24 protein-coding genes and 1 tRNA gene are annotated in these 23,456 nt (G+C 68.5%); 14 read left to right on the forward strand and 11 right to left on the reverse strand.

Features of this window, described 5'->3' with window-relative positions:
* Positions 1–5: 5 nt before the first annotated feature.
* The 4 genes from SK571_RS08665 (at position 6) to SK571_RS08680 (ending at position 2,593) form a co-directional block, all read left to right on the forward strand.
* Positions 6–88, forward strand: a tRNA-Leu gene (locus tag SK571_RS08665).
* Between the two features lie 115 nt (positions 89–203).
* Complete coding sequence (locus SK571_RS08670; RefSeq protein ID WP_406601956.1) at positions 204–989, forward strand: NADP-dependent oxidoreductase; 786 nt, start codon at positions 204–206, stop codon at positions 987–989.
* Positions 990–1,304: 315 nt separating this feature from the next.
* Positions 1,305–1,922, forward strand: coding sequence for a hypothetical protein (locus tag SK571_RS08675; RefSeq protein ID WP_266036389.1), 618 nt, complete (start codon positions 1,305–1,307; stop codon positions 1,920–1,922).
* A 14-nt stretch (positions 1,923–1,936) separates the two neighbouring features.
* Positions 1,937–2,593, forward strand: a complete 657-nt coding sequence (locus SK571_RS08680) for an NAD(P)H-binding protein (protein WP_319983493.1) — start codon at positions 1,937–1,939, stop codon at positions 2,591–2,593.
* Here SK571_RS08680 and SK571_RS08685 read toward each other — a convergent pair.
* A complete protein-coding gene (locus tag SK571_RS08685) occupies positions 2,590–3,870 on the reverse strand; it encodes a D-arabinono-1,4-lactone oxidase (protein ID WP_319983494.1) in 1,281 nt (426 codons plus the stop codon). The two genes, SK571_RS08680 and SK571_RS08685, sit on opposite strands and share 4 nt — an antisense overlap.
* An 86-nt stretch (positions 3,871–3,956) precedes the next feature.
* Here SK571_RS08685 and SK571_RS08690 point away from each other — a divergent pair, with 86 nt between their 5' ends.
* Positions 3,957–5,138 carry an amino acid deaminase/aldolase gene (locus SK571_RS08690; protein ID WP_319983495.1) on the forward strand — a complete coding sequence of 394 codons (1,182 nt, stop codon included), beginning with the start codon at positions 3,957–3,959 and terminating at the stop codon, positions 5,136–5,138.
* Here the strand turns inward: SK571_RS08690 and SK571_RS08695 are convergent.
* Positions 5,135–5,749 (reverse strand): TetR/AcrR family transcriptional regulator, encoded by a 615-nt coding sequence (locus tag SK571_RS08695; RefSeq protein WP_319983496.1) that lies wholly within the window; start codon positions 5,747–5,749, stop codon positions 5,135–5,137. The genes SK571_RS08690 and SK571_RS08695 overlap by 4 nt on opposite strands.
* A 113-nt stretch (positions 5,750–5,862) precedes the next feature.
* Between SK571_RS08695 and SK571_RS08700 the strand changes: the two genes are divergently transcribed.
* From SK571_RS08700 to SK571_RS08710, 3 genes are read left to right on the forward strand one after another with little or no spacing between them, the layout of a single operon-like run.
* Positions 5,863–7,110: a GH1 family beta-glucosidase gene (locus SK571_RS08700; protein WP_319983497.1), complete on the forward strand. Its 1,248-nt coding sequence runs from the start codon at positions 5,863–5,865 to the stop codon at positions 7,108–7,110.
* 40 nt (positions 7,111–7,150) lie between these two features.
* Positions 7,151–8,311 (forward strand): MFS transporter, encoded by a 1,161-nt coding sequence (locus tag SK571_RS08705; RefSeq protein WP_319983593.1) that lies wholly within the window; start codon positions 7,151–7,153, stop codon positions 8,309–8,311.
* Positions 8,311–9,090: an SDR family NAD(P)-dependent oxidoreductase gene (locus SK571_RS08710; protein WP_319983498.1), complete on the forward strand. Its 780-nt coding sequence runs from the start codon at positions 8,311–8,313 to the stop codon at positions 9,088–9,090. Before SK571_RS08705 ends, SK571_RS08710 begins: the two co-directional genes overlap by 1 nt.
* 246 nt (positions 9,091–9,336) lie before the next feature.
* On the opposite strand, the gene SK571_RS08715 is transcribed toward SK571_RS08710, so the two are convergent.
* Both SK571_RS08715 and SK571_RS08720 read right to left on the reverse strand, forming a co-directional pair.
* Entirely contained in the window at positions 9,337–9,696 is a 360-nt protein-coding gene (locus SK571_RS08715) for a hypothetical protein (protein ID WP_030480258.1), read from the reverse strand.
* A gap of 13 nt (positions 9,697–9,709) precedes the next feature.
* Positions 9,710–10,000, reverse strand: coding sequence for a hypothetical protein (locus SK571_RS08720; RefSeq protein ID WP_093595003.1), 291 nt, complete (start codon positions 9,998–10,000; stop codon positions 9,710–9,712).
* A 191-nt stretch (positions 10,001–10,191) separates the two neighbouring features.
* On the opposite strand from SK571_RS08720, the gene SK571_RS08725 reads away from it, so the two are divergent.
* Both SK571_RS08725 and SK571_RS08730 read left to right on the forward strand, forming a co-directional pair.
* The gene (locus SK571_RS08725) at positions 10,192–11,574 is read left to right on the forward strand and encodes a helix-turn-helix domain-containing protein (RefSeq protein ID WP_266036404.1); all 1,383 of its coding nucleotides are present in this window, start codon (positions 10,192–10,194) and stop codon (positions 11,572–11,574) included.
* Between the two features lie 153 nt (positions 11,575–11,727).
* A complete protein-coding gene (locus SK571_RS08730) occupies positions 11,728–12,009 on the forward strand; it encodes a hypothetical protein (RefSeq protein ID WP_086664898.1) in 282 nt (93 codons plus the stop codon).
* Between the two features lie 91 nt (positions 12,010–12,100).
* On the opposite strand, the gene SK571_RS08735 is transcribed toward SK571_RS08730, so the two are convergent.
* Complete coding sequence (locus SK571_RS08735; RefSeq protein WP_319983499.1) at positions 12,101–12,820, reverse strand: SDR family oxidoreductase; 720 nt, start codon at positions 12,818–12,820, stop codon at positions 12,101–12,103.
* An 87-nt stretch (positions 12,821–12,907) separates the two neighbouring features.
* Here SK571_RS08735 and SK571_RS08740 point away from each other — a divergent pair, with 87 nt between their 5' ends.
* A complete protein-coding gene (locus SK571_RS08740; protein WP_319983500.1) occupies positions 12,908–13,741 on the forward strand; it encodes a LysR family transcriptional regulator in 834 nt (277 codons plus the stop codon).
* Here SK571_RS08740 and SK571_RS08745 read toward each other — a convergent pair.
* From SK571_RS08745 to SK571_RS08760, 4 genes are all read right to left on the reverse strand, one after another.
* A complete protein-coding gene (locus SK571_RS08745; RefSeq protein ID WP_319983501.1) occupies positions 13,734–14,753 on the reverse strand; it encodes a copper resistance D family protein in 1,020 nt (339 codons plus the stop codon). The two genes, SK571_RS08740 and SK571_RS08745, sit on opposite strands and share 8 nt — an antisense overlap.
* A complete protein-coding gene (locus SK571_RS08750) occupies positions 14,750–15,277 on the reverse strand; it encodes a copper resistance CopC family protein (protein ID WP_319983502.1) in 528 nt (175 codons plus the stop codon). The genes SK571_RS08745 and SK571_RS08750 overlap by 4 nt, the downstream gene beginning before the upstream one ends.
* Complete coding sequence (locus SK571_RS08755) at positions 15,274–15,984, reverse strand: YcnI family copper-binding membrane protein (protein WP_319983503.1); 711 nt, start codon at positions 15,982–15,984, stop codon at positions 15,274–15,276. Before SK571_RS08755 ends, SK571_RS08750 begins: the two co-directional genes overlap by 4 nt.
* A gap of 70 nt (positions 15,985–16,054) precedes the next feature.
* Positions 16,055–16,570 carry a hypothetical protein gene (locus SK571_RS08760; RefSeq protein ID WP_319983504.1) on the reverse strand — a complete coding sequence of 172 codons (516 nt, stop codon included), beginning with the start codon at positions 16,568–16,570 and terminating at the stop codon, positions 16,055–16,057.
* Positions 16,571–16,629: 59 nt separating this feature from the next.
* Here SK571_RS08760 and SK571_RS08765 point away from each other — a divergent pair, with 59 nt between their 5' ends.
* On the forward strand, positions 16,630–18,279 hold the full coding sequence (locus SK571_RS08765; protein WP_319983505.1) for a BCCT family transporter: 1,650 nt from the start codon (positions 16,630–16,632) through the stop codon (positions 18,277–18,279).
* On the opposite strand, the gene SK571_RS08770 is transcribed toward SK571_RS08765, so the two are convergent.
* Positions 18,257–18,691, reverse strand: coding sequence for a DUF6474 family protein (locus SK571_RS08770; protein ID WP_319983506.1), 435 nt, complete (start codon positions 18,689–18,691; stop codon positions 18,257–18,259). The genes SK571_RS08765 and SK571_RS08770 overlap by 23 nt on opposite strands.
* Before the next feature lie 83 nt (positions 18,692–18,774).
* Between SK571_RS08770 and SK571_RS08775 the strand changes: the two genes are divergently transcribed.
* Positions 18,775–20,418: a TM0106 family RecB-like putative nuclease gene (locus SK571_RS08775; protein ID WP_319983507.1), complete on the forward strand. Its 1,644-nt coding sequence runs from the start codon at positions 18,775–18,777 to the stop codon at positions 20,416–20,418.
* A 162-nt stretch (positions 20,419–20,580) separates the two neighbouring features.
* Here SK571_RS08775 and SK571_RS08780 read toward each other — a convergent pair whose 3' ends face one another.
* Positions 20,581–21,339 carry an SDR family NAD(P)-dependent oxidoreductase gene (locus SK571_RS08780; protein WP_090006670.1) on the reverse strand — a complete coding sequence of 253 codons (759 nt, stop codon included), beginning with the start codon at positions 21,337–21,339 and terminating at the stop codon, positions 20,581–20,583.
* Between the two features lie 335 nt (positions 21,340–21,674).
* Between SK571_RS08780 and SK571_RS08785 the strand changes: the two genes are divergently transcribed.
* Entirely contained in the window at positions 21,675–23,456 is a 1,782-nt protein-coding gene (locus tag SK571_RS08785) for a gamma-glutamyltransferase family protein (RefSeq protein WP_319983508.1), read from the forward strand.

Below are 23,456 nucleotides of genomic sequence, written 5' to 3' on the forward strand. Positions count from 1 at the left end.
TCCAGGGGCAAGTGGCGGAATGGCAGACGCGCACGGTTCAGGTCCGTGTGTCCGAAAGGACGTGGGGGTTCAACTCCCCCCTTGCCCATCGAAAGACAGATGGAACCCCCCTCGCGGAATCGCGAGGGGGGTTCTTTCGTTGATCGGCAGTATCGGATTCCTTGATCCAACAGGTGATGTCTGTCACTCGTTCGGGGGGCGCCATGTGGGCGATAGCGGCTGCCGACTTCGGCTCGGAACTCGAGCTCGTCGAGGTTCCCAGGCCCACGCCAGAGCCAGGTCAGCTCCTGGTCCGGCTGCTCGCGGCGAGTGTCAACCCGTTCGACCGCAAAGTGGTGAACGGGATGCTCCGCGATTCCGCCCCCCATCAGTTCCCGCTGGTTCCCGGAACTGATGGTGCGGGTGAGGTGGAAGGTTCCGGAGAGAGGATTTTCGGCACCTTCTTCCGCCGTCCCGTCGGCGGCGGAACATACGCCGAGTACGTCACAGTTCCGGCCACGAACGCGTTGGCGCCGTTGCCGCAAGACCTGGATCCCGCCGTTGCCGCCGCATTGCCGACCGCGGGTATGACCGCTTTGCAGTTGGTCGAGTCACTCGGCACCGCACAATCCGTGCTGATCGTCGGTGCGTCCGGCGGCGTCGGGTCGTTCGCCGTCCAGATCGCGCGCGCGGCCGGCAAGCGCGTCATCCCGATCGGCCGTGGCGACTCCCTGGCCGAGGCCGACGCGCTCATCGACCTCGTGAGCGCCGACCGTTCGTCGTTCGAGGCGAACGCGCGCTACGCCCCGCTGGCCTTCAACACCAACTACGTTTCCGCTGATCCCGCGCAGAACTTCGGCTTGAAGGGGTCACGGGAACTGTTGGTGCGACTGGCGTCCATGGTGCAGTCGGGTGATCTGGAAGTGCCGATCGGCCGACGCGTGCCGTTGCGCGAGGCGACTGACGTTTTCGCAGGTCACGGGCCTGGCAAGACCGTGATCATCATGTAGGTGGTCGTTCTGGCACGGTGAACGGTCGGCGGGCGGTGACCGGCGCCGCTGACCGGCTTTTTGCCCTCACGCCTGGCGCACACACCCTGAGCAGCTCTTTTGGTGCGTCCATCCGGATTAACGTCACCCAGACGGCAGCACAGCAGGACCGAATTCCCCTCGCCACTCCTCGACCGGTCACCGACCGGTCGGCGCCGTCGATCGCAGGGGGTCCTGTGACCTGGGGGCGGGCCGCGCGCTTCCTGCTAATTCTTATGCAGAGCACGAGTCGAAACGCGGCGGATCTCCCGCCGCGGGTGACGAGGAGGCACTGGCGTGAGCAGCACCCCAGCAAGGATCGCGGCGCTCGACAGCTCGAACGGTCTGTCGACCACCCCGGTCCCGGTTCCGGAACTGCCCGCGTCCGTCGAGGAGTTGGCAGCCGCTGCGGCGATCCGCCTCGGCTGGCACGGCGTGGTTCTCCCCGAAATGGTCCTGATGGGCCGCAAGGTCGTCGTCGTGGCCGAGCTCCTGGCCGACGCCCACGCCGAGCGCGTGTGCGTGGGCGCGGGCCCCGAGGCCGACAAGACCACCGTCTCCACGTGGGTGTGGCCGGAGATGGAAGGCCGCGTTCCCCCCGCCGCGGTGCGGATCGTCGGCGTCCTGGCGGTCGCCCGTCACTGGAGGACGGCGCTGGCTTCCTCCGTTCCCTTCGCCCGCTACGGCAACGCCGCGGTCGTCCTGCCCGAGTCGGTCGCCTTCTCGCACGACTACCTCGCGAACTGCCTGCCGCGCGTGCGCCGCTACGGCGTCTCCGTGCTGCTGGCCGACGACGAGAAGGACCTCTCGGTCGACGTGTCCGGCCGCCAGGAGAACGTGCCCTCCGAGGACACCGCCATCACCCGCTGGGTCAACGAACTGGTCTACGAGCAGGTGCTCGCCACCGCTTCCTGATCTACGGTCGGGCCATGCGAGTAGTCATAGCCGGCGGACACGGGCAGATCGCGCTGCTTCTCGAGCAGCTGCTGGCCACCCGAGGAGACGCCGCCACAGCACTGGTCCGCAACCCCGATCACTTCGCCGATGTGCAGGAAGCCGGAGCCGTTCCGGTGTTGTGCGACCTGGAGTCCGCTGATCTGGACTCGGTCGCCGCGTATTTGAACGGCGCTGACGCGGCCGTGTTCGCCGCTGGTGCCGGTGCCGGATCTGGTGCCGCCCGCAAGGACACCGTGGACTACGGGGCCGCTGCGCTCTTCGCCTCCGCCTGCGTCGAGGCCGGGGTGCGGCGGTTCCTGCAGGTGTCCACCGTCGGGATCGAGTCCGCTGACTCGCCGTCGGTGGATCCCGAGTTCGCGGTGTACCTGAAGGCCAAGAAGCTGGCCGAGGAAGACCTGAAGCCGCGTGATCTCGACTGGACGATCCTGCGGCCAGGGCCTCTGGTGAACGACGAGCCGACCGGGTTGGTCACGTTGGCCGAACCCCGGTTGCCGCGGGCGTCCGTCACCCGCGCGGACGTCGCCGCCGTGCTGGCCGAACTGCTCAACGCTCCCAACACGATCGGCAAGACGCTGGAGCTGGTGAACGGCGAGACGCCGGTCGCCGACGCCGTTCGCGTGATCCTCTAGCCGAGCACGCGGTCCAGATAGGGGTTCGTGAACGTCCTGCCTGGATCGACCTCGTCGCGCACCCGCAGGAAGTCGTCGAAGTGCGGGTACAGCGGGCGGAGCTCCGTCGCGGTCAGGTCGTGCATCTTGCCCCAGTGCGGGCGGCCGCCGACCGACGCCGCGATGCTCGCGTACGCGTCGAAGAAAGCCTTGTACTGCATGCCGAGTGCTTGGTGCATCGAGATGTACGCGGTGTCGCGGCCGTTCGCCGTGGACAGCCAGATGTCGTCGGCCTGGGCGACGCGCACCTCGCACGGGACGATCAGGTGGTCGCGCTCTCCCAGCTTGGCGGCCACGGCGCGGAGCTCGCCGATCACGTCCATCAGGGTCTCGCGGGGGATCGAGAACTCGGTCTCCACGAACCTCACGCGCCTGGGCGTCACGAAGACGTTGTGCGAGTAGTCCGAATAGGACCGCTCGGAGATCAGCGAGCCGCAGAGTTCGTTGAGGCGCCTGGTGTAGCGGGGGAAGGTCTTGGCGACCTTGGTGACCGCGCCGAACGCGGCGTTCTCCATGACCTCGTACTCCCAGGCCTGGCGGAGCTTGGAGAGCGGGCGTGCCGGCTCGGTGATCCTGTTGTTGCGCTTGAGGATCACGCGGTCGGAGTGGGTGAACCAGTGGAACTCGACGTGGTCCTCGACGGCGCAGAGGTCGTCGAACTGCTCCAGCACGGCGTCGAGCCGGCCGGGGGACTCCTGGGCCTGCAGCACGAAGGACGGGACGCAGCGCAGGGTCAGGGTGCTGATGATGCCGAGTGCGCCCAGGCCCACGCGGGCCGCGTTGAAGAGGTCCGGGCGTTCGGTCCGGGAGCAGGTGACCACGGAGCCGTCGGCGAGGACCAGTTCCAGCGCTTCGATGGCGGTGGCCAGGACGCCCAGCTTTCCGCCGGTGCCGTGGGTCGAGGTGGAGACCGCGCCGGCGACGGTCTGGGCGTCGATGTCGCCCAGGTTCGGCATCGCCAGGCCCAGGCGGTGCAGGTCCGCGTTGAAGACGCGCAGGGGAGTGCCGGAGCGGACGGTCACCAGTCCGGTCTCCGCGTCCGCGCGTACGATCCCGGTCCATCGGTCCAGGTCGAGTGCGGTTTCCGGGGCTACGGCGATGTCGTTGAACGAGTGGCCGCTGCCTCGTGCCCGGACGCGGCCGCCGGAGAGGACTGCTGCGGCGATCTCATCAGTGCTGGACGGGTGGACGACGCGCGCAGGCGTGCACGAAGCCGTTTTAGCCCAGTTCGTCCACACGCGAACCTCCACGAGAGAGTGTGACCTGCGAGTAACGTAAGTGAAAGCTCTTCACGTTTCAAGGGTTCAGGACGTACCGTCAGCACATGCGCAGAACTCGACTCGATGCCGCGACGAAGGACCTGGATCCTCCGTTCGCGATCGTCGACCTGGATGCCTTCGACCACAACGCGGCGGACCTCGCCCGTCGCGCTGCCGGTCATCCGATCCGGGTCGCGAGCAAGTCGATCCGGGTGCGCGAACTGGTGAGCCGGGCGCTCGAACGGCCCGGTTACGCCGGCGTCATGTGCTACTCGCTGGCCGAGGCGTTGTGGTTGTCGGAGCAGAACGTCAGCGAGGACCTGCTCGTCGCCTACCCGACCGCGGACCGCGCGTCGTTGCAGAAGCTCGCGGCCAACGAGACCGCACGTCAGCGCGTCACGATCATGGTCGACTCCACCGAGCACCTCGACTTCGTGGACGCGGCGATCGGTCCGCACGCCGACATCCGGGTCTGCCTGGAGCTCGACGTCTCGTGGCGGCCGTTGCCCGGTGTGCACATCGGACCGCGCCGTTCGTCGATCCACACGCCGCAGCAGGCCAGGGCGCTCGCCGCCAAGATCGTGCAACGGCAGGGCTTCACGCTGGTCGGCGTCATGGCCTACGAGGGGCAGATCGCCGGTCTGGGGGACAACCCGCCCGGTCAGCCGCTTCGCGCGATCGGGATCCGGCTCATCCAGAGCAAGTCCGGACCTGAGCTGATCCAGCGCCGCACGGCCGTGGTCACCGCGGTCCGCCAGGTCGCCGACCTGGAGTTCGTCAACGGTGGCGGCACCGGGAGCCTGGAGCTCACCGGGTCCGACCCGTCGGTCACCGAGCTCGCGGCGGGGTCCGGGCTCTTCGGGCCGACGCTGTTCGACGGCTACCAGGCGTTCAAGCCGGAACCGGCGGCGCTGTTCGCGTTGTCCGTGGTGCGCAAGCCGACCAAGCGGGTGGCCACGCTGTTCGCCGGCGGCTACATCGCGTCCGGCACGCCGACGCCCGACCGCCAGCCGTCGCCGTACCTGCCGGCCGGGCTGAAGACGCTCGGCCTCGAGGGAGCAGGCGAGGTGCAGACGCCGGTCACCGGCAAGGCGGCGGAGCAGCTGAAGATCGGCGACCGCGTCTGGATGCGGCACGCCAAGGCCGGCGAGCTGTTCGAGCGGTTCGACGAGGTGCACCTGGTGCACGGTGACCGCATCGAGCGCACCGTGCCCACGTACCGCGGCGAGCGCCGGAACTTCGGTTAGACCGGCAGGCGTGACGACAGGTAGCCCCTGACCAGGGCCCTGGCCTCGGTCAGGATCGCCTGGTCGCCCGTCGGGTTCTTGCGGAACGCCATCTTCATCACGGCGTCGGCGGCTTCGACGGCGATCGCGATCGGCAGCTGGACCTCGACCATCGGGATGCCGAACTTGCCCGAGATCAGCTCCGAGATCTTGTCGGAGATGACGGCGTTGTTGTCGCGGCGGTCGTCCAGCAGGCGCATGTCCACGACGTCACCGAAGTGCAGCTTCCCGAACGCGGGGATCTCGCGGTGCATCGTCACGTAGACGTCGAACACCGTGTCCACGGCGTCCCACCAGTGCTCGAGTGTCGCCTGCTCGAGCCGTTCGGTGATGCCGAGGGAGAACTTGTCGACGTTGCGCAGCGTCAGCGCCTGCACGACGGCTCTTTTGTCGGGGAAGAACTGGTAGAGCGAACCGACCGCGACGCCCGCTCTCTCCGCGATCAACGTCGTGGTGACGCCGTCGTAGCCCACCTCGTCGATCAGGGTGGCGCAGGCTTCGAGCATTCGCTCGACTCTTTTGGCGCTGCGCTGCTGGACGGGCTGACGGCGAAGCGGGGTGGTGCTCGTCACGGCGACTCCCAGTAGTTCGGGTACTTCACATCTTGCCTGTTGCACGGCTCTTTCACTTCCCTGAACCTGTCAACACGCCTACGATCCGAACAAGTTTCACATTTGGAGGATCGATGAGCGACTTCCTTTGGGGAGTGTCGACGTCCGCGTTCCAGATCGAGGGCGCGTTCAGCGCTGGCGGCCGAGGCCCCTCTGTGTGGGACGAGTTCTCTCCTGTACACGAGAACCAGAACGCTTCCGTTGCGTGCGACCACTACCACCGGTGGCGCGAGGACGTTGCGCTCATGACGCAACTCGGCGTGAACGCGTATCGGTTCTCGATCGCGTGGCCGCGCATCCAGCCGTCCGGCAAAGGACCAGTCAACGCCGAGGGACTCGACTTCTACGACCGCCTGGTCGACGCGCTCGTCGACGTCGGTATCGCCCCCGTGGTGACGTTGTACCACTGGGACACACCGCTCGAACTGGAAGCCGAGGGCGCCTGGCTGAACCGGGACATCGCCGACCGGTTCGCCGACTACACGGCGCTGGTCGCGGACCGGCTCGCCGACCGCGTGAAGATGTGGATCCCGATCAACGAACCCGCGATGGTGATGTTGCAGGGCTATGCGATCGGTGAGCACGCGCCCGGCAAGACGTTGCTCTTCGACGCGTTGCCGACCGCCCACCACCTGAACCTCGCTCACGGCCGTGCGGTCGAAGTGCTCCGTTCGTACAACGCGCAGGCCGTTGGCACGGCGAACAACCACACTCCCGCGTGGCCGGTTGGGCCGAATGACGTAGCAGCCGCCGAGGCCTACAGCGAAATTCACAACTGGATCTACGCGGACCCCATGTTGTCGGGCCGATATCCGGACGCAGTCGCCGAGCTTCTGCCTATCGCCGATGGTGACCTGGCCACGATCCACCAGCCGCTCGACTTCTACGGCGTGAACTACTACAACCCGACGCGGCTCAAGGCGCCGTCGGAGGGCAACCCGCTGCCGTTCGAACTGGTGGAGATCGACGAGTACGAGCGCACCGGCTTCGGCTGGCCGATCGTGCCGGCCGGGCTGACCGAGATGATCAACGCGCTGCGCGAGCGGCATCCGGACCTGCCGCCGGTGTACGTCACGGAAAGCGGTTGCAGCTTCCCCGACGAGATCAACGACGCCGAGCGGATCTCTTATCTGGACGGACACCTCAAGGCCGCGCAGGCAGCGGACGTCGCCGGGTACTTCGTGTGGTCGCTGCTCGACAACTTCGAGTGGGAGGCCGGGTACTCGCAGCGCTTCGGCCTGGTCCAGGTCGACTACGAGACGCAGACCCGCACGCCGCGCGACTCGTTCCACTGGTACAGAAAGGTGATCAGCGGTGAGTGAAGCCCTCGCTGAGCCGGTGGTGCGGGTTCGCCGCGGCTGGATGGCCTGGCTGTTCTGCGCGAACCTCGGGTTGTGGCTGGCGGTCTACGCACCGATCCAGGTGTTGTTGCCGCAACAGGCCGAGATGCTGGACAAGGCCGACAAGGAGCTGGTGTTCGGCATCGTCACCGGGTTCGGCGGCCTGGTGTCGTTGCTCGTCGTGCCGTTGATCGGGTTCCTGTCCGACCGCACGACCTCGCGGTTCGGCCGTCGCCACCCGTGGACGCTGGCCGGCGCCGTCATCGGTGCTCTCGGGCTCGCCGTGCTGGCCAACGCGCCGTCGGTCGTCGTGATGACCATCGGCTGGTGCCTCGTGCAGGCCGGTATCGGCGGCATGCTCGCCGCGCTGACCTCGGCCGTGCCGGACCGGGTGCCCGTCGAGCAACGCGCCCAGGTCGGCGGGCTGATCGGGATCAGCCAGATGCTCGGCACGGTGCTGGGCGCGGTCGTGGTGACCTTGCTGGTCAGCGGACTGACCGCGGGTTACCTGGCGTGCGCGGTCATCGTGCTGGTCGGCGCGATCTTCTTCGTCCTGCGCACGCCGGACACGCAGCTCGTCGTGAAGCCGGTCAGGCCGACGTTCTGGATCTCGCCCAAGCAGAACCCCGACTTCGCGTGGGCGTGGGGTGGTCACCTGATGATCAACCTCGGCAACGCGTTCGGGACGCTCTACCTCCTCTACTTCCTCGGCGACGTGGTCCACCACGAGTCACCCGAGGACGGGCTGCTGGTGCTCATGGCGCTCTACGGGGTGGCGCTCGCCGCAGGAGCGGTGCTGTTCGGCGCACGGAGTGATCGTTCCGGGCGTCGCAAGCCGTATGTGTACGGTGCCTCGGCCGTGATGGCGCTGGCGGCGTTGATCCTGGTCATCTGGCCGACCTGGACCGCCGTCCTGATCGCCTCCCCGCTGCTCGGCGTCGGTTTCGGCACGTACTGGGCCGTCGCGATCGCGCTGCTCACGCAGGTGCTGCCGACCGCGTCCGATCGGGCCAAGGACCTGGGCGTGCTCAACGTGGCCAACGCGTTGCCGCAGGTCATCGCCCCCTTGCTGACGGCGTTGATCCTGGCCAACCTGGGTGGTTACCGCGGTCTGTTCGCGGTCTCCGCGCTGGCGACGACGCTGGCGGCGGTGTTGATGAGTCGAGTGCGATCGGTGGTCTGATGCAGGTCGAGGGCAAGAAGGTTCTGGTCACGGGAGCGTCCCAGGGAATCGGCGCCGAGGCCGCGTTCCGGTTCGCGGCCCACGGCGCGCACGTCCACCTTGTGGCCCGGAGCGCCGAACTGCTCGATCTGCAGGTCGAACGGATCAAGGAGTTCGGCGGCTCGGCGACCGCTCATCAGGCGGATCTCGCGGACGCCGGGCAGATCCGCGCACTCGCCGAGGACGTGCCGGCCCCTGACGTGCTGGTCAACAACGCGGGTGTCGGGCGCTGGCTGTTCCTCGACGACACGTCGTCCGACGAGCTGGTCACGATGACCGCTGTGCCTTACATGGCGGCGTTGTTGCTGACCAGGGAGTACCTGGGCGCCATGCGGTCGCGCGGTTCCGGCTGGATCGTCAACGTGAACTCGCCGGTGTCGCGGCTGCCGATTCCCGGCTGCGCGGGTTACCAGTCGTCGCGGTGGGCTTTGCGCGGACTGACCGCGTCGTTGCGCCTCGACCTGCGGGGAACCGGTGTCGGTGTCAGCGAAGTGGTGCCCGGCAAGGTCTCCAGCGAGTACTTCAACAACAACCCCGGCGCGGAGGAAAGGATCCCGGCGATCGCGCGGATGATCCCGACGGTCACGCCGCAGCAGTGCGCGAAAGCGATCGTGGACGCCGTGGAGAAGGAACGCGCCGAGCACCTGTTCCCCTGGCAGCTCAAGGCGTTCGAGATCTCCGGCCGGCTGTTCCCCGGCCTGACCTCGTACCTGACGTGGAAGACCGGCACCCACAGGTAGAAGACGTGAAAACGGCCCTCACCTGCGCGGGAGGTGCAGGCGAGGGCCGTGGTTGGTGACCGCGGACCGGCGACGGTCGGGGAGGGAAGGTGCACGTCACCGGCCCGCGGGAATCTGTGGAGTTGTAAAGCTGACCGGGGCCCGCGATGTCGCGGTCGGGGGTTCGCACATCGCGGGCCACCGGTCAGTAGGCGGTTTGCAGACCTGGTCGTGTCGGGGGGACGCCAGGTCAGTCGCAAACGCCCGTTAGTGGGCTCGAGCCACCGCGCGGCGGGACCGGGTGACAGGAGGAGTCACCGGGGCCTCGCGCAGATGGCGAGCCGGGCGCGGGGCGAGTCCGCCCGCGACCAGGTGTTCGTACGCGGCGCGCCACACCGAGCAAGGTGACTTCTGCTGGCGCCAACGGCCGGAACATTCAGGGCAGTTGCCCTTCTCGTCCGGCTCGTGCGCTGCCAGCAGAGCACGCCATCCCTCGGTCAGCCGAGGGAGCTCGGATCGAGCCACCGACAGGAGGGACGGGGCGTCAGCGCGGCTCGCCAGCTCTGTGAGCAGGTCGAGGCGTTCCCACACAGCGTTGCGAAGAACCTGTCCGAGGATCGCGTCCATCGAAACGTCACCGTCACCTTTCCGCCTGGTCGGCGGCTTCGCGTAGCGCAGCCCTGAGCTGTACGAGCTGGTCGTGGGACAAGACTGCCGTCTCCCCGGGAGGGCCTACCAGGACCACTTGGCCCTGAACGACCTTCACGGTGAGCTGGCGGTCCCGGTCGACCACGTCGCCGCAGCTGATCTGCCACGTCCGACGTTGCCCGGTCATGCCGCGCCATGTGGAGTCGGTGTCACCCGTCTCCACAATGGAGGTGGAGCCTGAGGAGGAGCTGTCCACTATTAGGTCGTTCCTCTCCGTGCTCACTCGCTTACCGGAGTCCAGATTGCGATGATTCATGCCGGAACGGGACGTCACAGCGCCCACCGGTGGAAGTCTTACGGTGAGCGGTAAGCGGTGTTCGGTAGAGCCGATCAGCTCCGCCGAAGAGGACTTCTCGGGCTCGGGGACCTGCCCCTAGTCTGCCGATGACGCCCAACGGACTGTGAGGGTGCGCGATGAACACCATGAGTTCCCAGGGCTCTCCGATCCCCACCGAGGTGTGGGACCACCAGGAGATGCGGGACGCACTGGCCCGACGAGAGATCAGCTCGGTCTACCGGCTGCTCCGAAGGCACGGCGTGTCCCAGCGCCAGATCGCGGCGCTCACCGGGCAATCGCAGTCCGAGGTCTCGGAGATCCTCAAGGGACGCCAGGTGATGGCGTACGACGTCCTGACGAGGATCGCCGTCGGCTTGGGTGTCCCACGTGGATACATGGGTCTCGCCTATGACGAGACAACGGCAGTACGGGTGGCCGCGACCGCGGACTCACCCCATCCTGAGGAGGACGAGTCGGTGAAGCGTCGGAAGTTCCTCGCGCACGCCGCCGCCGTGACAGTGGGCGCGGCCGTGTTCGGAGCGGACTCCGGGTCGTGGGTTTCACACCCCACACAGACTCCGGCTCCGGGACGCATCGGCATGACCGATGTGCGCCAGGTCGAAGCGGCGACGCGGGCTCTGCGTGCCCTGGACTACCAGTACGGCGGCGGTTCCTGCCGCGACGCGGTGGTCGCCCAGCTGTCCTGGGGACAGCAGATGCTCGGTGCCAGCTCCACGGACATCGTTCGCCAGCGACTCTTCGTCGCACTGGCGGACCTGCACAACCTCGCCGGCTGGACGTCGTTCGACACGGGCCTGATGGACTCCGCCCGCAACCACTTCGGTCAGGCGCTCGACCTCGCCAAGCAGGGCGAGAACGAGGCGCTGATGGCGAACATCCTGTACCGCATGGGCCGCGTCTACTTGCACCAGAACGCCCCCGACGACGCGCTGAAGGTGTTCCAGCTGGGCCAGCTGGCCGCGCAGAACTCCGGTTCCGAACTGGCCGTGGGCATCCTGTGCGCCAACGAGGCCTGGGCCTACGCGAAGATGGGTTCCGACGAGCAGGCGCTCAAGCTGCTCGGCCGCGCCCGTGACGAGTTCTCCCGTTCGAACATCGCCGAGGCGCCCGCGTGGGCCCGGTTCTTCAACGAGATCGACCTCTCGTCCATGATCGGCACGGTGCACACGGAGCTCGCTCAGACGGTGGACCCCAAGTACACGAGGACCGCGATTCCCGCGCTGTCCAAGGCGATCAACAACTTCGGCGACGAGTACGCGCGCAGCCGTTCGTTCAACCTGACCTCGATGGCGATCAACCACCTGCTCGAGGGCGACATCGACCACGGCGCCAAGATCGGCCGCCAGGCCGTCGACCTGTCGGAGAGCCTCAAGTCGGTCCGCACCAAGCAGCGCATGGAGCCGCTTCGCCAGGAAGCCGACAAGCGCCGCAACAACCCCGAGGCCCGCGAGCTCGCGGACCGCGTCGCCCGGTTCACCGGAGCCGAGTCGGCCGCCTAGATCTCATCTCGTTTGGGTCCTATAGCACCACTTTTGAATGGTGTGGGACACGAACCGGTAACGCCAGGACCTTCGCACACGAATGCAGCATCGACGGGCGAGAAATCCACGCCTAAGGTGCGGCAGGTCGGGGCGAAGGACGAGGTGCGGCGCGTGAGCCTTACTCGGAGGTGGCGTTCCAAGAGAGCGCTGCGGTCCGCGCAGTTGCTCGACGAGGTGGTGGACACCCAGCTACCACTGCTGGCGGGCTTCGACGAGGAGCGCCGGCGACGGTCCGCCGACTACCTCGCTGAACTCGTGGCGCTGGCACAGGACTACCGCTACTACGCCAACGGCTGGATCGACAGCCGTGAGCTGGACCGCCGCGGTCAGCGGACGATGAACCGGCTGGCGCGGATGCGCGAAGAATCTTCGGCCCGACTGATCACCGACTAGTCCGTTCGCGCACAGCTCGTCGCTCCGATCGGACCACTCGTCGAGCGTGGTCGAAGTCGTGGATGTTTCACGTTGAACATTCGGCCCGTTCTCACCAGGGCACGGTCCCGGCGTGGTCGAACAGACCGCCGGTCGGACCGTCGTCGGGCAGCGTGGCCAGCCTGATCGCGATCCTCGCGCCGTCCTCCGGCGTCTCGTGTCCCTGGAAACCGTTGAACTCGGTGGCGACGTAGCCGGGACAGGCACCGTTGATCTTGATGCCGGTGAGTTCCTTGGCGTACTGGACCGTGATGGCGTTCAGGAACGTCTTCGACGGCGTGTAGACCCCGTTGACGTCACCCAGCTCCACGCCCGGTGTGGTCTGCAGGGTCAGTGACGAGAGATGGCTCGACTGGTTGACGATGCGCGGCCGCACCGACCGTCCCAGCAGCGGCACCATCGCGTTGGTGACCCTGACAACGCCGATCACGTTGGTCTCCAGCACCTGCCTCAGGCTCTCCGCCGTCGTGGCCGAGGGTGCCATGGGCCACGGCCCCGCGATCCCCGCGTTGTTCACCAGCACGTCGAGGCGGCCGAACCGCTCGTCGAGCAGTGACACGGCGGAAGCCACGCTCTCGTCGTCGGTCACGTCCAACGGCACAGCGAACGCATCGACGCCGTTCGCGCGTAGTTTCGCCACTGCTTCCTCGCCGCGTTCGTGGTCCCGCGACCCGACTCCGACGCTGATCCCCAGTGCGCCGAGGCCTGCCGCGATCTCGTATCCGATGCCCTTGTTCGCGCCGGTGACCAGCGCAATCGTCTGTTCGCTCATGCACTTGATCGTGGTCCGGAACGCCGTCAGGACCAACACCACTTCGGTGCGGCAGCGATACCCGGCCGGTATGGATACCGTGGCGGCGTGGAGACGAGAGAGCTCCGGTACTTCGTCGCGGTCGCCGAGGAACTGAACTTCGGCCGTGCCGCCGAACGCCTCGGCATCGCCCAGCCACCGCTCTCGCGGGCGATCGCCCAGCTGGAACACCGGCTCGGCGTCGCACTGCTGATCCGCACCAGCCGCAAGGTCTCGCTCACCGGCGCCGGCGAGGTGCTGCTGGCGGAGGGCAGGGCGATCCTCGGTGCGGTGGCGGCGGCCGAACGGCGAACCCGTGCCGCTGCCGCCGACCGGCCGTCGCTCGTCGTGGCCGCCAAGGCCGGCAGTTCCGGTGAGGTGCTGGCGAAGCTGCTCGACGCGTACGCCGTCGAGCCCGGCGCCGTGCCCGTCGACGTCCTGCTGTGCGAGTCGAACACCCACGTCCCGCTGCTCGACGGACGGGCCGACGTGGCGCTGCTGCACGAGCCGTACGACCCGACGACAGGCCTCGACGTGGAGGTCCTGAGCACCGAGGGCCAGGTCGCGGTCGTGCAGGCCGCGCACCCGCTGGCCGGCAGGTCCCAGCTGCGCGTGGCCGACGTCAGCGACCTGCCGGACCTCGCGCGCTGGCCCCGCCGGGACGGCACGTACCCGGACGGCTCCGGGGTCGAGGTGCGCAACCTGACCCAGCTGTTCCAGCTGATCGAGCTCGGCCGGGCCGTCGCCGTCCTGCCGGAAGTCGTCCGCACCGGGCTGGCCGAGGGGCTGGTCGCGATTCCGGTCGTCGACGCACCTCAGGTCACGACGGTGATCGCGTGGCCTCCGCACAGCCGCTCGCGTGCACTCGCCGACCTGGTCAGGGTCGCGACGGGCTTCAGCTGACCGGAGCGCGGCTCAGGACGACGGCGAGCCCGAAGGCGACGCCCATGATCGTCACTTCCAGGATCGCCCACTGGACGATCGCGGTGACCTTGTGCTGGGAGATCTTCGGCAGCAGCCGCCACCGGATGTGGGCGCCGAGCACCGCGATCAGCACGGCGCAGACGGCCTTGCCCAGGAACAGCAACCCGTAGCCGGTGGTGAACAGCGACTGCGGGAACGGCACGACCGGGTTGAGGATCAGCTCCAGCAGCCCGTTGAACAGGCCCGTGACCGCGACGACGACCAGGCTGACGGTCGCGACCTTCGAGAACTTCGGCAGCGCGATCGCCAGGAGCCCCTTGCGGTAGGCGACCAGCGCCATCAACGCGCCGAGCCCGCCCGTCCACGCCGCGGCGCCCAGCACGTGCAGCTCCATGGAGACCATCGAGTAGTCGTGGTACTTCCAGTTGGAGGCGTGGCCGGTGACCGGGATCGGCAGCAGCCCGAACATCGAGATGAGAATCCGCAGCTCAGCGGGTACGGACTCGCCGCTGCGCACCGCCATCACGCCGACGACCAGGTAGACGAACGCGCAGGCCGCGCTGAACAGCAGGCCTTTGCCGGCGCCGACGTTCGCGATGTAGTCGATCGCGTTGCCGATGCTGACGTCACTGCCCGGCCGCAGCTCGGCGGCCTGCAGGACGATCGCGATCAGGGCGGTGATCACCCAGACGGCGGCGGCGACGACCGCGACCGGCCGGGCGATGCGCATGACGGGTTCGGTGTGCGTGGGCCGGTCGAAGCCGAGCAGCTTCGGCAGGATCGACAGCCCGACGACGATCGTCGCCGAGACGTCGAGCAGCACCCGTGTGATCGGCAGGCCGTACCGGACCGCCGCCCCGGCGTCGACGACCCCGGCGACCACGACGGGTGGTGCCAGCACGAGGCCGAGCGCGATGCCTCCGAGTGCGCCGAACACGAGTCCGGCGAGCACGCGGTAGTGGGTGGGGGCGGCGGTCCGGACGTCGCTCATGCCTTCGCGCCTCCGCCGCGCAGGGCGAAGAACACGCCACCGCCGAGCAGGACCACGGCGCCGGCGATCCAGACCCAGATGGGCAGACCGTCGCTCGAACCCGAGTCACCGGACGCGGCGTTGTTCGCCGGCGCGGTGGGCGTGCCCGTGCCGTCCTTGGTGAGCGTGAACGTCAGCTCACCGGAGACGGGGTGCCCGTCCGCGGACAGGATGCGGTAGCCGATCTTGTACTCACCGGCCTTGCCCAGGGCGTTGACCTTCGCGGAGACCGTGGTGTCCTTGATCGTCGGGTCGCCCGCGACCTCGTAGTGGCCGCCGTTCGAGTCGACCACCGAGATCGTGTTGATCCCCTGGCCGCCCTGCACGTCCTGGTCGAACGTCAGCGTGACCGTCGAGGGACCGGCCTCCAGCGATGACTTGTCCTTCGGGTCGCTGGCGATCAGTGCGTTGTGCGCCGCCGCGGGGGCGGCCGTGACGAGCACGGCCGCACCAGCGAACAGGAACGCGATCAGAGCGCGCTTCATGCCTTGCGCCTCGAACGCAGGATCGCACCGACACCGAAGCCCAGGCCGAGCGCGCCGACGGCTAGACCGGCGCCACCGAGGTAGCGGGCGGTCTTGTCGGAACCGGCAGCGGACGCCTCGTGCGTGTCGGTGCCGTTGGCGGCCGGGGTCGTGCCGTGGCCACCGTGGCCGTCGTCGCCGGCCTTCTTCGGGGCCAGCTTCAGCGCGGGCGCCGGGTGCTCCGGCTCCTTGCCGTCGGCGCCGGGAGCCTGGCTCCAGTCCACGACCTCGCCGTTCTCGTAGGTCTGCTTGGTCGGCAGCAGCAGGGTGTCCTTCTCCGGGAGGGTGCCGAGGGCGACGTAGAACTCCTGGTACTCGTTGACCCCGATCTTCGTGCCGGGTTCCGCGGTCCAGGTGATCGAGGTGAACGCCTCGGTGACCTCCTTGCCGGCGATCGTCACGGGCTTGTCGAGCTTGCCCTTGACGACCTCGGCCTTCCAGCCGGTCAGCGGCTTGGTGCGCACCGACGTGAGCGGCGTGTCCTGCGGCAGCGTCACCTCGATCTTGGTGGTGCCGGCGTTGTCGCGCTCGTTCGGGACGCGGAACGCGAACGTCGCGCGGCCGCCCTGGGTGAACTCCGCGGGCTGGGCGCTGACGTGCGCCGACGCGATGGTCGGGGTGCCGAGGACGGCGATTCCGGCAACGGCGAGGACGGCGAGCGTGCGCACGCCAAATCGATTTGTCGACATGAAGTTGTGGCTCCTGATGCCAAAGGGATCTGCAGAGGGATGCGGATGATCAGGAGTCACAGGGCGGGCCGCGCCGCCCGTTCGCACGCGACAGTTCCAGGTGGTGCGCGTTCTGGACGTACGGCGTGCTGGTGAACGTCCGCACCGGCGTCGTGACCGGCAGCGGCGTGAGCCTGCGGGGGATCAGGCGGGTGACGGCGGCGATCAGCCTGAACAGGGCGTTCTCGGCGTGGAACAGCAGGATGCCGGTCAGCGTCGCGGCGACGAGGTGCGCCACGAACATCCGGCCGGTGAGCGTGTTGTTGTGCTCGTGGTTGACCCAGGTCAGCAGCAGGTGCTGCGCGAGCTGGGCCGTGCCGAGGCCGGCGATGACCGAGAGCCTGCCGGTGCGCTTGTCGGCCAGTGACGCCGCCGCGAACGCGATCAGCACCACCAGCGGCAACGCGTGGATGAACTCGGAGAGCTCGCCGCCGCCCAGCCCGTGGGCGGTGATCGTGAGCGCGGCGGACGTCAACGCGAGCGCGCCACCCCGAAGGGTGCGCAACTCACTCGTCCGTGTGCTCACGAGGCTTGAGGGTAATCGGAGGAGTTTGGACAGGTCCATGACCGGGTACCACGGGCCGCATGACCGTTCAATGCGACAGGCCGGGCCGTACCGACCGGGTTGTGTTCGGCGTTGCCGCAGGTCTCACGCTTGCGTTCGTGACCTGGGGAATCGTAGGAACAGACTCGTTGGCCGCCGCCTCGAAGGCCGCGCTCGGCTGGATCATCCAGAACCTGGGATGGGCTTTCGTGATCTCGGCCTCCGGGTTCGTGGTCTTCGCCCTGTGGCTCGCGTTCAGCCGGTACGGGAAGATCCCGCTCGGCCAGGACGACGAGAAACCCGAGTTCAAGACCGTGTCCTGGGTCGCGATGATGTTCAGCGCCGGCATGGGCATCGGCCTCATGTTCTACGGCGTCAACGAGCCGCTGACCCACTTCGTCAAACCGCCGCCCGGCACCGAGGGTGATCCCCTCGAAACCGCGATGGCCACCACGCTGTTCCACTGGACGCTGCACCCGTGGGCGATCTACGCCATCGTCGGCATCGCCATCGCGTACAGCAGCTTCCGCCGCGGCAGGTCCTCGCTGATCAGCTCGGCGTTCACGCCACTCCTGGGCCGTCGTGCCGCGTCGGGCTGGGGCCGCGCCATCGACGTGATGGCCATCTTCGCGACCCTGTTCGGCTCGGCCGCCTCCCTCGGCCTCGGCGCCCTGCAGATCGGGAGCGGGCTGGAGGCCGCCGGTTGGGCCGGTGGCGTCGGCAAGGGCGTGCTGGTCGCGATCATCGCGATCCTGACCGTGGCCTTCGTCGCGTCCGCCGTCTCGGGTGTCGCGAAGGGCATCCAGTGGCTGTCGAACATCAACATGGTGCTGGCCGTCGTGCTGGCGCTGTTCCTGTTCGTGGTCGGCCCGACGGTCTTCATCCTGAACCTGGTGCCGACCGCGCTGGGCGACTACTTCCGCGAGCTCGCGAACATGGCAGGCCGGACCGCCGCCTCCGGTGGCGACGCGACCGAGACGTGGATGTCCGGGTGGACGATCTTCTACTGGGCGTGGTGGATCTCGTGGACGCCGTTCGTCGGCATGTTCATCGCGCGGATCTCGCGTGGCCGCACGATCAAGCAGTTCGTGGCCGGCGTGATCATGGTGCCGTCCGCGGTGTCTCTGGTGTGGTTCGCGATCCTGGGCGGCACTGCGATCTTCGAGCAGCGCAACGGCGTGGATCTCGCCGGTCAGTCGACGCCCGAGTCGCAGCTCTTCTCTCTGCTCGAACAGTTCCCGCTCGCGGGAATCGCCGGGGTGATCGTCATGGTCCTGGTGGCGATCTTTTTCGTGTCGGGTGCCGACGCCGCGTCCATCGTGATGGGAACGCTCTCGCAGGAGGGCACCATCCGGCCCAAGAAGCCGGTGGTGATCTTCTGGGGTGTGCTGACCGGTGCCGTCGCGGCGGTCATGCTGCTGGTCGGCGGGTCGAACGCGCTGACAGGGCTGCAGAACCTGACGATCATCGCGGCGCTGCCGTTCATGGTCGTCATGGTCGGGCTGTGCGTCTCGCTGGCCAAGGACCTGCGCTCCGACCCGATGATCAGGCGTGAGGAGCGCGTCGCCGAGGTGATGGAGGAGGTCACCGCGCACCTCGACCCCGGTCAGGTGGTCGAGGAGGCGGCGGTCAAGGCCGTGGCCGAGGTGACCGGCAAGACGCCGGAGGTCACCGCACGTTCAGGCGCCTGAGCAACTCCTGCTCCAGGACCTCCAGATCAGTCCCGACGGCCCGGTGCGCTGCTTTGCGCCGGGCCGTCGGCATGCGTTCGGACGCGCGGACGGCGGCGAGCAACTGCGTCAGCCGGGCCTCGGTCTTCGAAACCCAATCGGAATCTGTCGCACGCAATGTCTCCAGCGACTCCGAAAAGCCGACAATTCGCGCGTGCAGCCGGGCGCCGTATCCGGAGTACTTGCCGATGTCCGCGACGTCGATGCCGAGCCTGCGCGCCCGGTACCGGTCGTACTGCTCGCTCAAAACCCCAGCTCCGCGGGCGATCACCGGAGCCAGCACCGGAATGAGCGCGGGCGCCACCACCTTCGCGACACCGACCAGGTTCTTGGCTCGGCCGGGCGTGAAGCCGGCCTTCGCTTTGCGCGCCATTCGGGTACACCTCCTCCGTCACGTGAAACTTACTGCCCAGGTTGCCGACACATCTCCCCGACGCGCGACATACCCTGCATCCTGTGACTTCCCAGGTGCAGCTAGACGCCGGCGTGGTCACTCGTTGTCGGCGGCGGGTGCACCTCGAAAACGATCCGGAAATGCGCGACGCTCCCAAGGCGGCGCCGGATCCGGCTTCGGAACAACGGAAAGCGGACGCGGCGAACCACCGTCGCGCGGTGGCGGACGCGCTCGGCCGGATCGTCGGCTCGAACCTCTTCGAGGTGCCGAGCGGACCCGACGTGCGCAGCGCGGACCGCGAACGCGTGACGCTCGCCGCGATGGAGATGGGCGCGCAGTACATCTGGGGCGCCGCGCTGCCCCGTGACCCGCGCGGCGGCCGTCGAGGTGGAATCGACCTGCTGGTCAAGGATTCCACCGGCTACGTGCCGGTGCTGGTGGTCCGGCACAAGATCACCGATCCCGGCCAGGGCGCTCGCACGAGCCCGTTGACGATGCCGTTGCCCGACGGCAGCCGCACGGACCCGCACCGCAAGGTCCGTCCCCAGCCCCGTGACCAGCTGCGGCTGGCCCACGCGCAACGGCAGCTGCAGGCCGCCGGCTACGCGCGCAACGGGCGCGCCACCGGTGGTGTGATCGGCATGGACGCCGACGTCGTGCTGTGGCACGACCTCGAGGCGCCGACGTGGCCCGGCGGCCGCAACGCGCTGGCCGAGTACGACGCCCGGTTCAGCGATCGGCTGGCCGTGGCGCTGGCGGCCGCGAACGAGAACGACCCGCTGGCCCGCCCGTCGCGGATCGTCGACTGCAAGACGTGCCCGTGGTGGCCGACGTGCGACCGCGACCTGAAGCAGGGCAGGGACGTCAGCCTCGTCGTGCGCGGCGAGGACGCGGTGGCGCTGCGCAAGATCGGCCTGTCCACTGTGGACAAGCTGGCCGAGCTCGACCCGTCGGCGGAAGGCCCGGTCCAGCTCGTCGGCATGCCGTTCGGCGACGCCGTGGTGCTGGCGCGGGCGTGGCTGCGCGACCTGACGCTGGTGCGCCGGGTGCCCGAGATGAACGTGCCGCGCGCGGACGTCGAGGTCGACGTCGACATGGAGAGCTTCGGCGACCTCGGCGCGTACATGTGGGGCTGCCTGCTGTCCGGAAAGGACATCGACGAGGAGCACGGCTACCGCGCGTTCGTGACGTGGGACGCGCTGCCGTGCGACGACGAGGCCCGTTCGTTCGCCGAGTTCTGGACCTGGCTGACCGGGATCCGGTTGCGGGCCAAGGCGCGCGGGCTGTCGTTCCGCGCCTACTGCTACAACGAGCTGGCGGAGAACCGCTGGCTGCTGGCGTCGGCGGAACGGTTCGCCGGCAAGCCGGGAATCCCGACGGTCGCGCAGATCAAGGAGTTCATCGGGTCCGACTCGTGGGTGGACCTGTTCGGGATCGTCCGCGAGCAGTTCCTGTGCGCGCACGGCAAGGGCCTGAAGGTCATCGCGCCGGCCGCCGGGTTCTCGTGGCGTGATCCCGAGGCCGGTGGCGAGAACTCCATGCGCTGGTACCGGTCCGCGGTCGGGATGAACGGCGACGAGCTCGACGTCGATCAGCGACAGCGGTTGCTCTGGTACAACGAGGACGACGTCCGGGCCACCCACCGCCTGCGCGAGTGGATGACCTCGGACGCGATGACCCGCTTGCCCTTTGCCGGAGACCTCTAGCGCGGCGATCGCAATCGTCACCGCGTTTGCCGGCGATCAGCAGGGCACCTCACGACACCGCCCCCCCCGCCCCCCATATGCCCGATATGAGGGGCGGGGGGCGGCGCCGTGATGCACCCGTCTGACCGGCGGCAAACGCGGCAACGGTTAGCGATCGCCGCGCTAGCGCGGCGCCATGCGCAGAGCGCCGTCCATGCGGATGACCTCTGCGTTCAGGTAGTCGTGCTCGATGATCGAGAGCGCGAGCTGCGCGTACTCCGACGGCTGGGCCAGGCGCTTCGGGAACGGGATGCCGGCGGCGAGACCCGCGCGGAACTCGTCGGAGACCGTGGCGAGCATCGGGGTGTCGACGATGCCGGGCGCGATGGTCAGCACGCGGATGCCGACGTTGCTCAGGTCGCGGGCGGCCGGGAGGGTCATGCCGACGACGCCGCCCTTGGACGAGGCGTAGGCGACCTGGCCGATCTGGCCGTCGAACGCGGCGATCGACGCGGTGTTGATGATGACGCCGCGCGCGCCGTGCTCGAGCTCCTCGGTCTTGCCCATGGCCGCGGCGGCCAGGCGCAGGACGTTGAACGTGCCGATCAGGTTGACCTCGATGATCTTGCGGTAGAGGTCGAGGTCGTGCGGGCCGGTCTTGCCGACGGTGCGGGACGACGGGCCGATGCCCGCGCAGTTCACCGTGATGCGCAGCGGGGCGCCGGAGCCCGCGGCGGTGTCGACGGCGGCCTGGACCTCTTCGCCCGAGGTCACGTCGGCGGCCAGGTAGGTGACGTTCTCGATCGCGTCGGCGTTCGCGATGGCGCTGGGCAGGTCGAGAGCGAACACCTGCGCTCCACGCGCCGCCAGCGCGCGTGCCGTCGCGCCGCCGAGGCCGGACGCGCCACCGGTGACGATGGCCGCGGTACCCGAGATCTCCATGCCTTCATCCTCCTCGAAGCGAACTGCTCGCGAGGAGGTTAACGCTCGTTACCTGGAACTCAACGGTCGGTCCAGTGGAGCAGGGCCACCAACGGCACCGCTGCCACGAGCGCGAGGCCGATGAAGATCGTCGCGATTCCCAGAATTCCCATGTGTAGAACTGTGCCGTTCGACGGTGTTCGAAACATCGTCCGCGTCGGTAGACCTCTGGTAGGAGATCTGTCACGGTCCGCTACGACCAAAGTCGTACGGGGATCAGGGTCTGCTCCGTTCGGGCCTGGGGTGTAGGTCACTTGGAGTCACGCAAAATAGTTAGCCTCGCGTACCTTTATGGGGTGTTCACCACGCGCCCGGAACTCGTCGGCACCTTCGGCATGGTCGCATCGACCCACTGGCTGGCCTCCGCGTCGGCCATGGCGGTGCTGGAGGACGGCGGCAACGCCTTCGACGCCGCCGTGACCGCGGGATTCGTCCTGCAGGTCGTGGAACCGCACCTCAACGGCCCCGGCGGCGAGGTGCCGATCATCTTCTCGGCCGCCGGCGCGGCCCCTCAGGTGCTCTGCGGGCAGGGCGTGGCGCCGGCCGGAGCGTCGATCGAGCACTACACCGATCTGGGGCTGTCGCTGATCCCGGGCAGTGGACTGCTGGCCGCGACCGTGCCGGGCGCGTGGGACGGGTGGCTCACCCTTCTGCGTGACCACGGCACCAAGACTTTGCGTGAGGTGCTCGACCGGGCGATCGGCTACGCCCGTGACGGCTTCCCTCTCGTCGAACGTGCCGCCCACACGATCGGAATGGTCTCGGACCTCTTCCGCGACCACTGGCCGACGTCCGCCGCGCAGTGGATGCCCGACGGCGTCCTGCCGGCTCCCGGCGGCCGGTTCCGCAACCCCAGGCTCGCCGACACCTGGGAGTGGCTGCTGGCCGCCGCCGAGGCCGCCGGTGCCGATCGCGAGGCGCAGATCGAGGCCGCGCGCCGGGCGTGGTCGCAGGGGTTCGTCGCCGCGCAGATCGACGAGTTCTGCCGTTCGGAGTTCCGCGACGACTCCGGGCGTGACCACGCGGGTGTGCTCACCGGTGCCGACATGGCGTCGTGGGAGGCCTCCTACGAGGACGCGCTCGTCGCGGACTTCGGCGAGTGGTCGCTGGTGAAGGCCGGCGCGTGGACGCAGGGACCCGTGCTGGCGCAGCAGCTCCGGTTGCTGGAGGGCTACGACCTGTCCTATGTGGACGGCAAGCCCACGGCCGAGACCGTGCACCTCGCCGTCGAGGCCGCGAAGCTGGCGTTCGCCGACCGCGAGGCCTGGTACGGCGACGTTCCGGACGTGCCGCTGGAGACGCTGCTGTCACGCTCGTACGCCTCAGAACGCCGTGCGCTGATCTCGTCCACGGCTTCGTTCGAACTCCGGCCCGGCTCACCCGACGGCCGGGAACCGTTGCTGCCCGACCACATCATCAGCGGGACGTCGACCCTGCTGGCCGACCCGACGGGCGCGATCGGCGAGCCGACCGTGGAACGCTCCGGCGTGACGCGCGGCGACACCGTGCACGTGGACGTCGTGGACCGCTGGGGCAACATGGTCTCCGCGACGCCGTCCGGCGGCTGGCTGCAGTCGTCGCCGACGATTCCGTCGCTCGGCTTCTGCCTGGGCAGCCGCGCCCAGATGTTCTGGCTGGACAAGGGTCTGCCGAACTCACTGGCTCCCGGCAAGCGTCCGCGGATCACCCTGTCGCCGTCGATGGCGCTGCGCGACGGCCGCCCGGCACTCGCGTTCGGCACTCCCGGCGGCGACCAGCAGGACCAGTGGCAGCTCGGTTTCTGGCTGGCGCTCCAGGCGGGCCTGAACCTCCAGGAGGCGATCGACTCGCCGATGTGGCACTCGAACGCGTTCCCGAGCTCGTTCTACCCGCGAGCCTGGACGCCGGGCGAACTCGTCATCGAGTCCCGCGCCGGCGCGGACGTCCTGGATGCGTTGCGATCGCGTGGCCACCAGGTCGTGGACGCCGGCGAGTGGACCCTGGGCCGCATGTCCGCCGTGGCGAGGGACGCCTCCGACGGACTCCTGCGCGCCGGCGCGAATCCACGCGGCGCCCAGGGCTATGCGGCAGGCCGGTAG

Source organism: Lentzea kristufekii (genome assembly GCF_033949925.1).
Lineage (GTDB): Bacteria > Actinomycetota > Actinomycetes > Mycobacteriales > Pseudonocardiaceae > Lentzea > Lentzea kristufekii.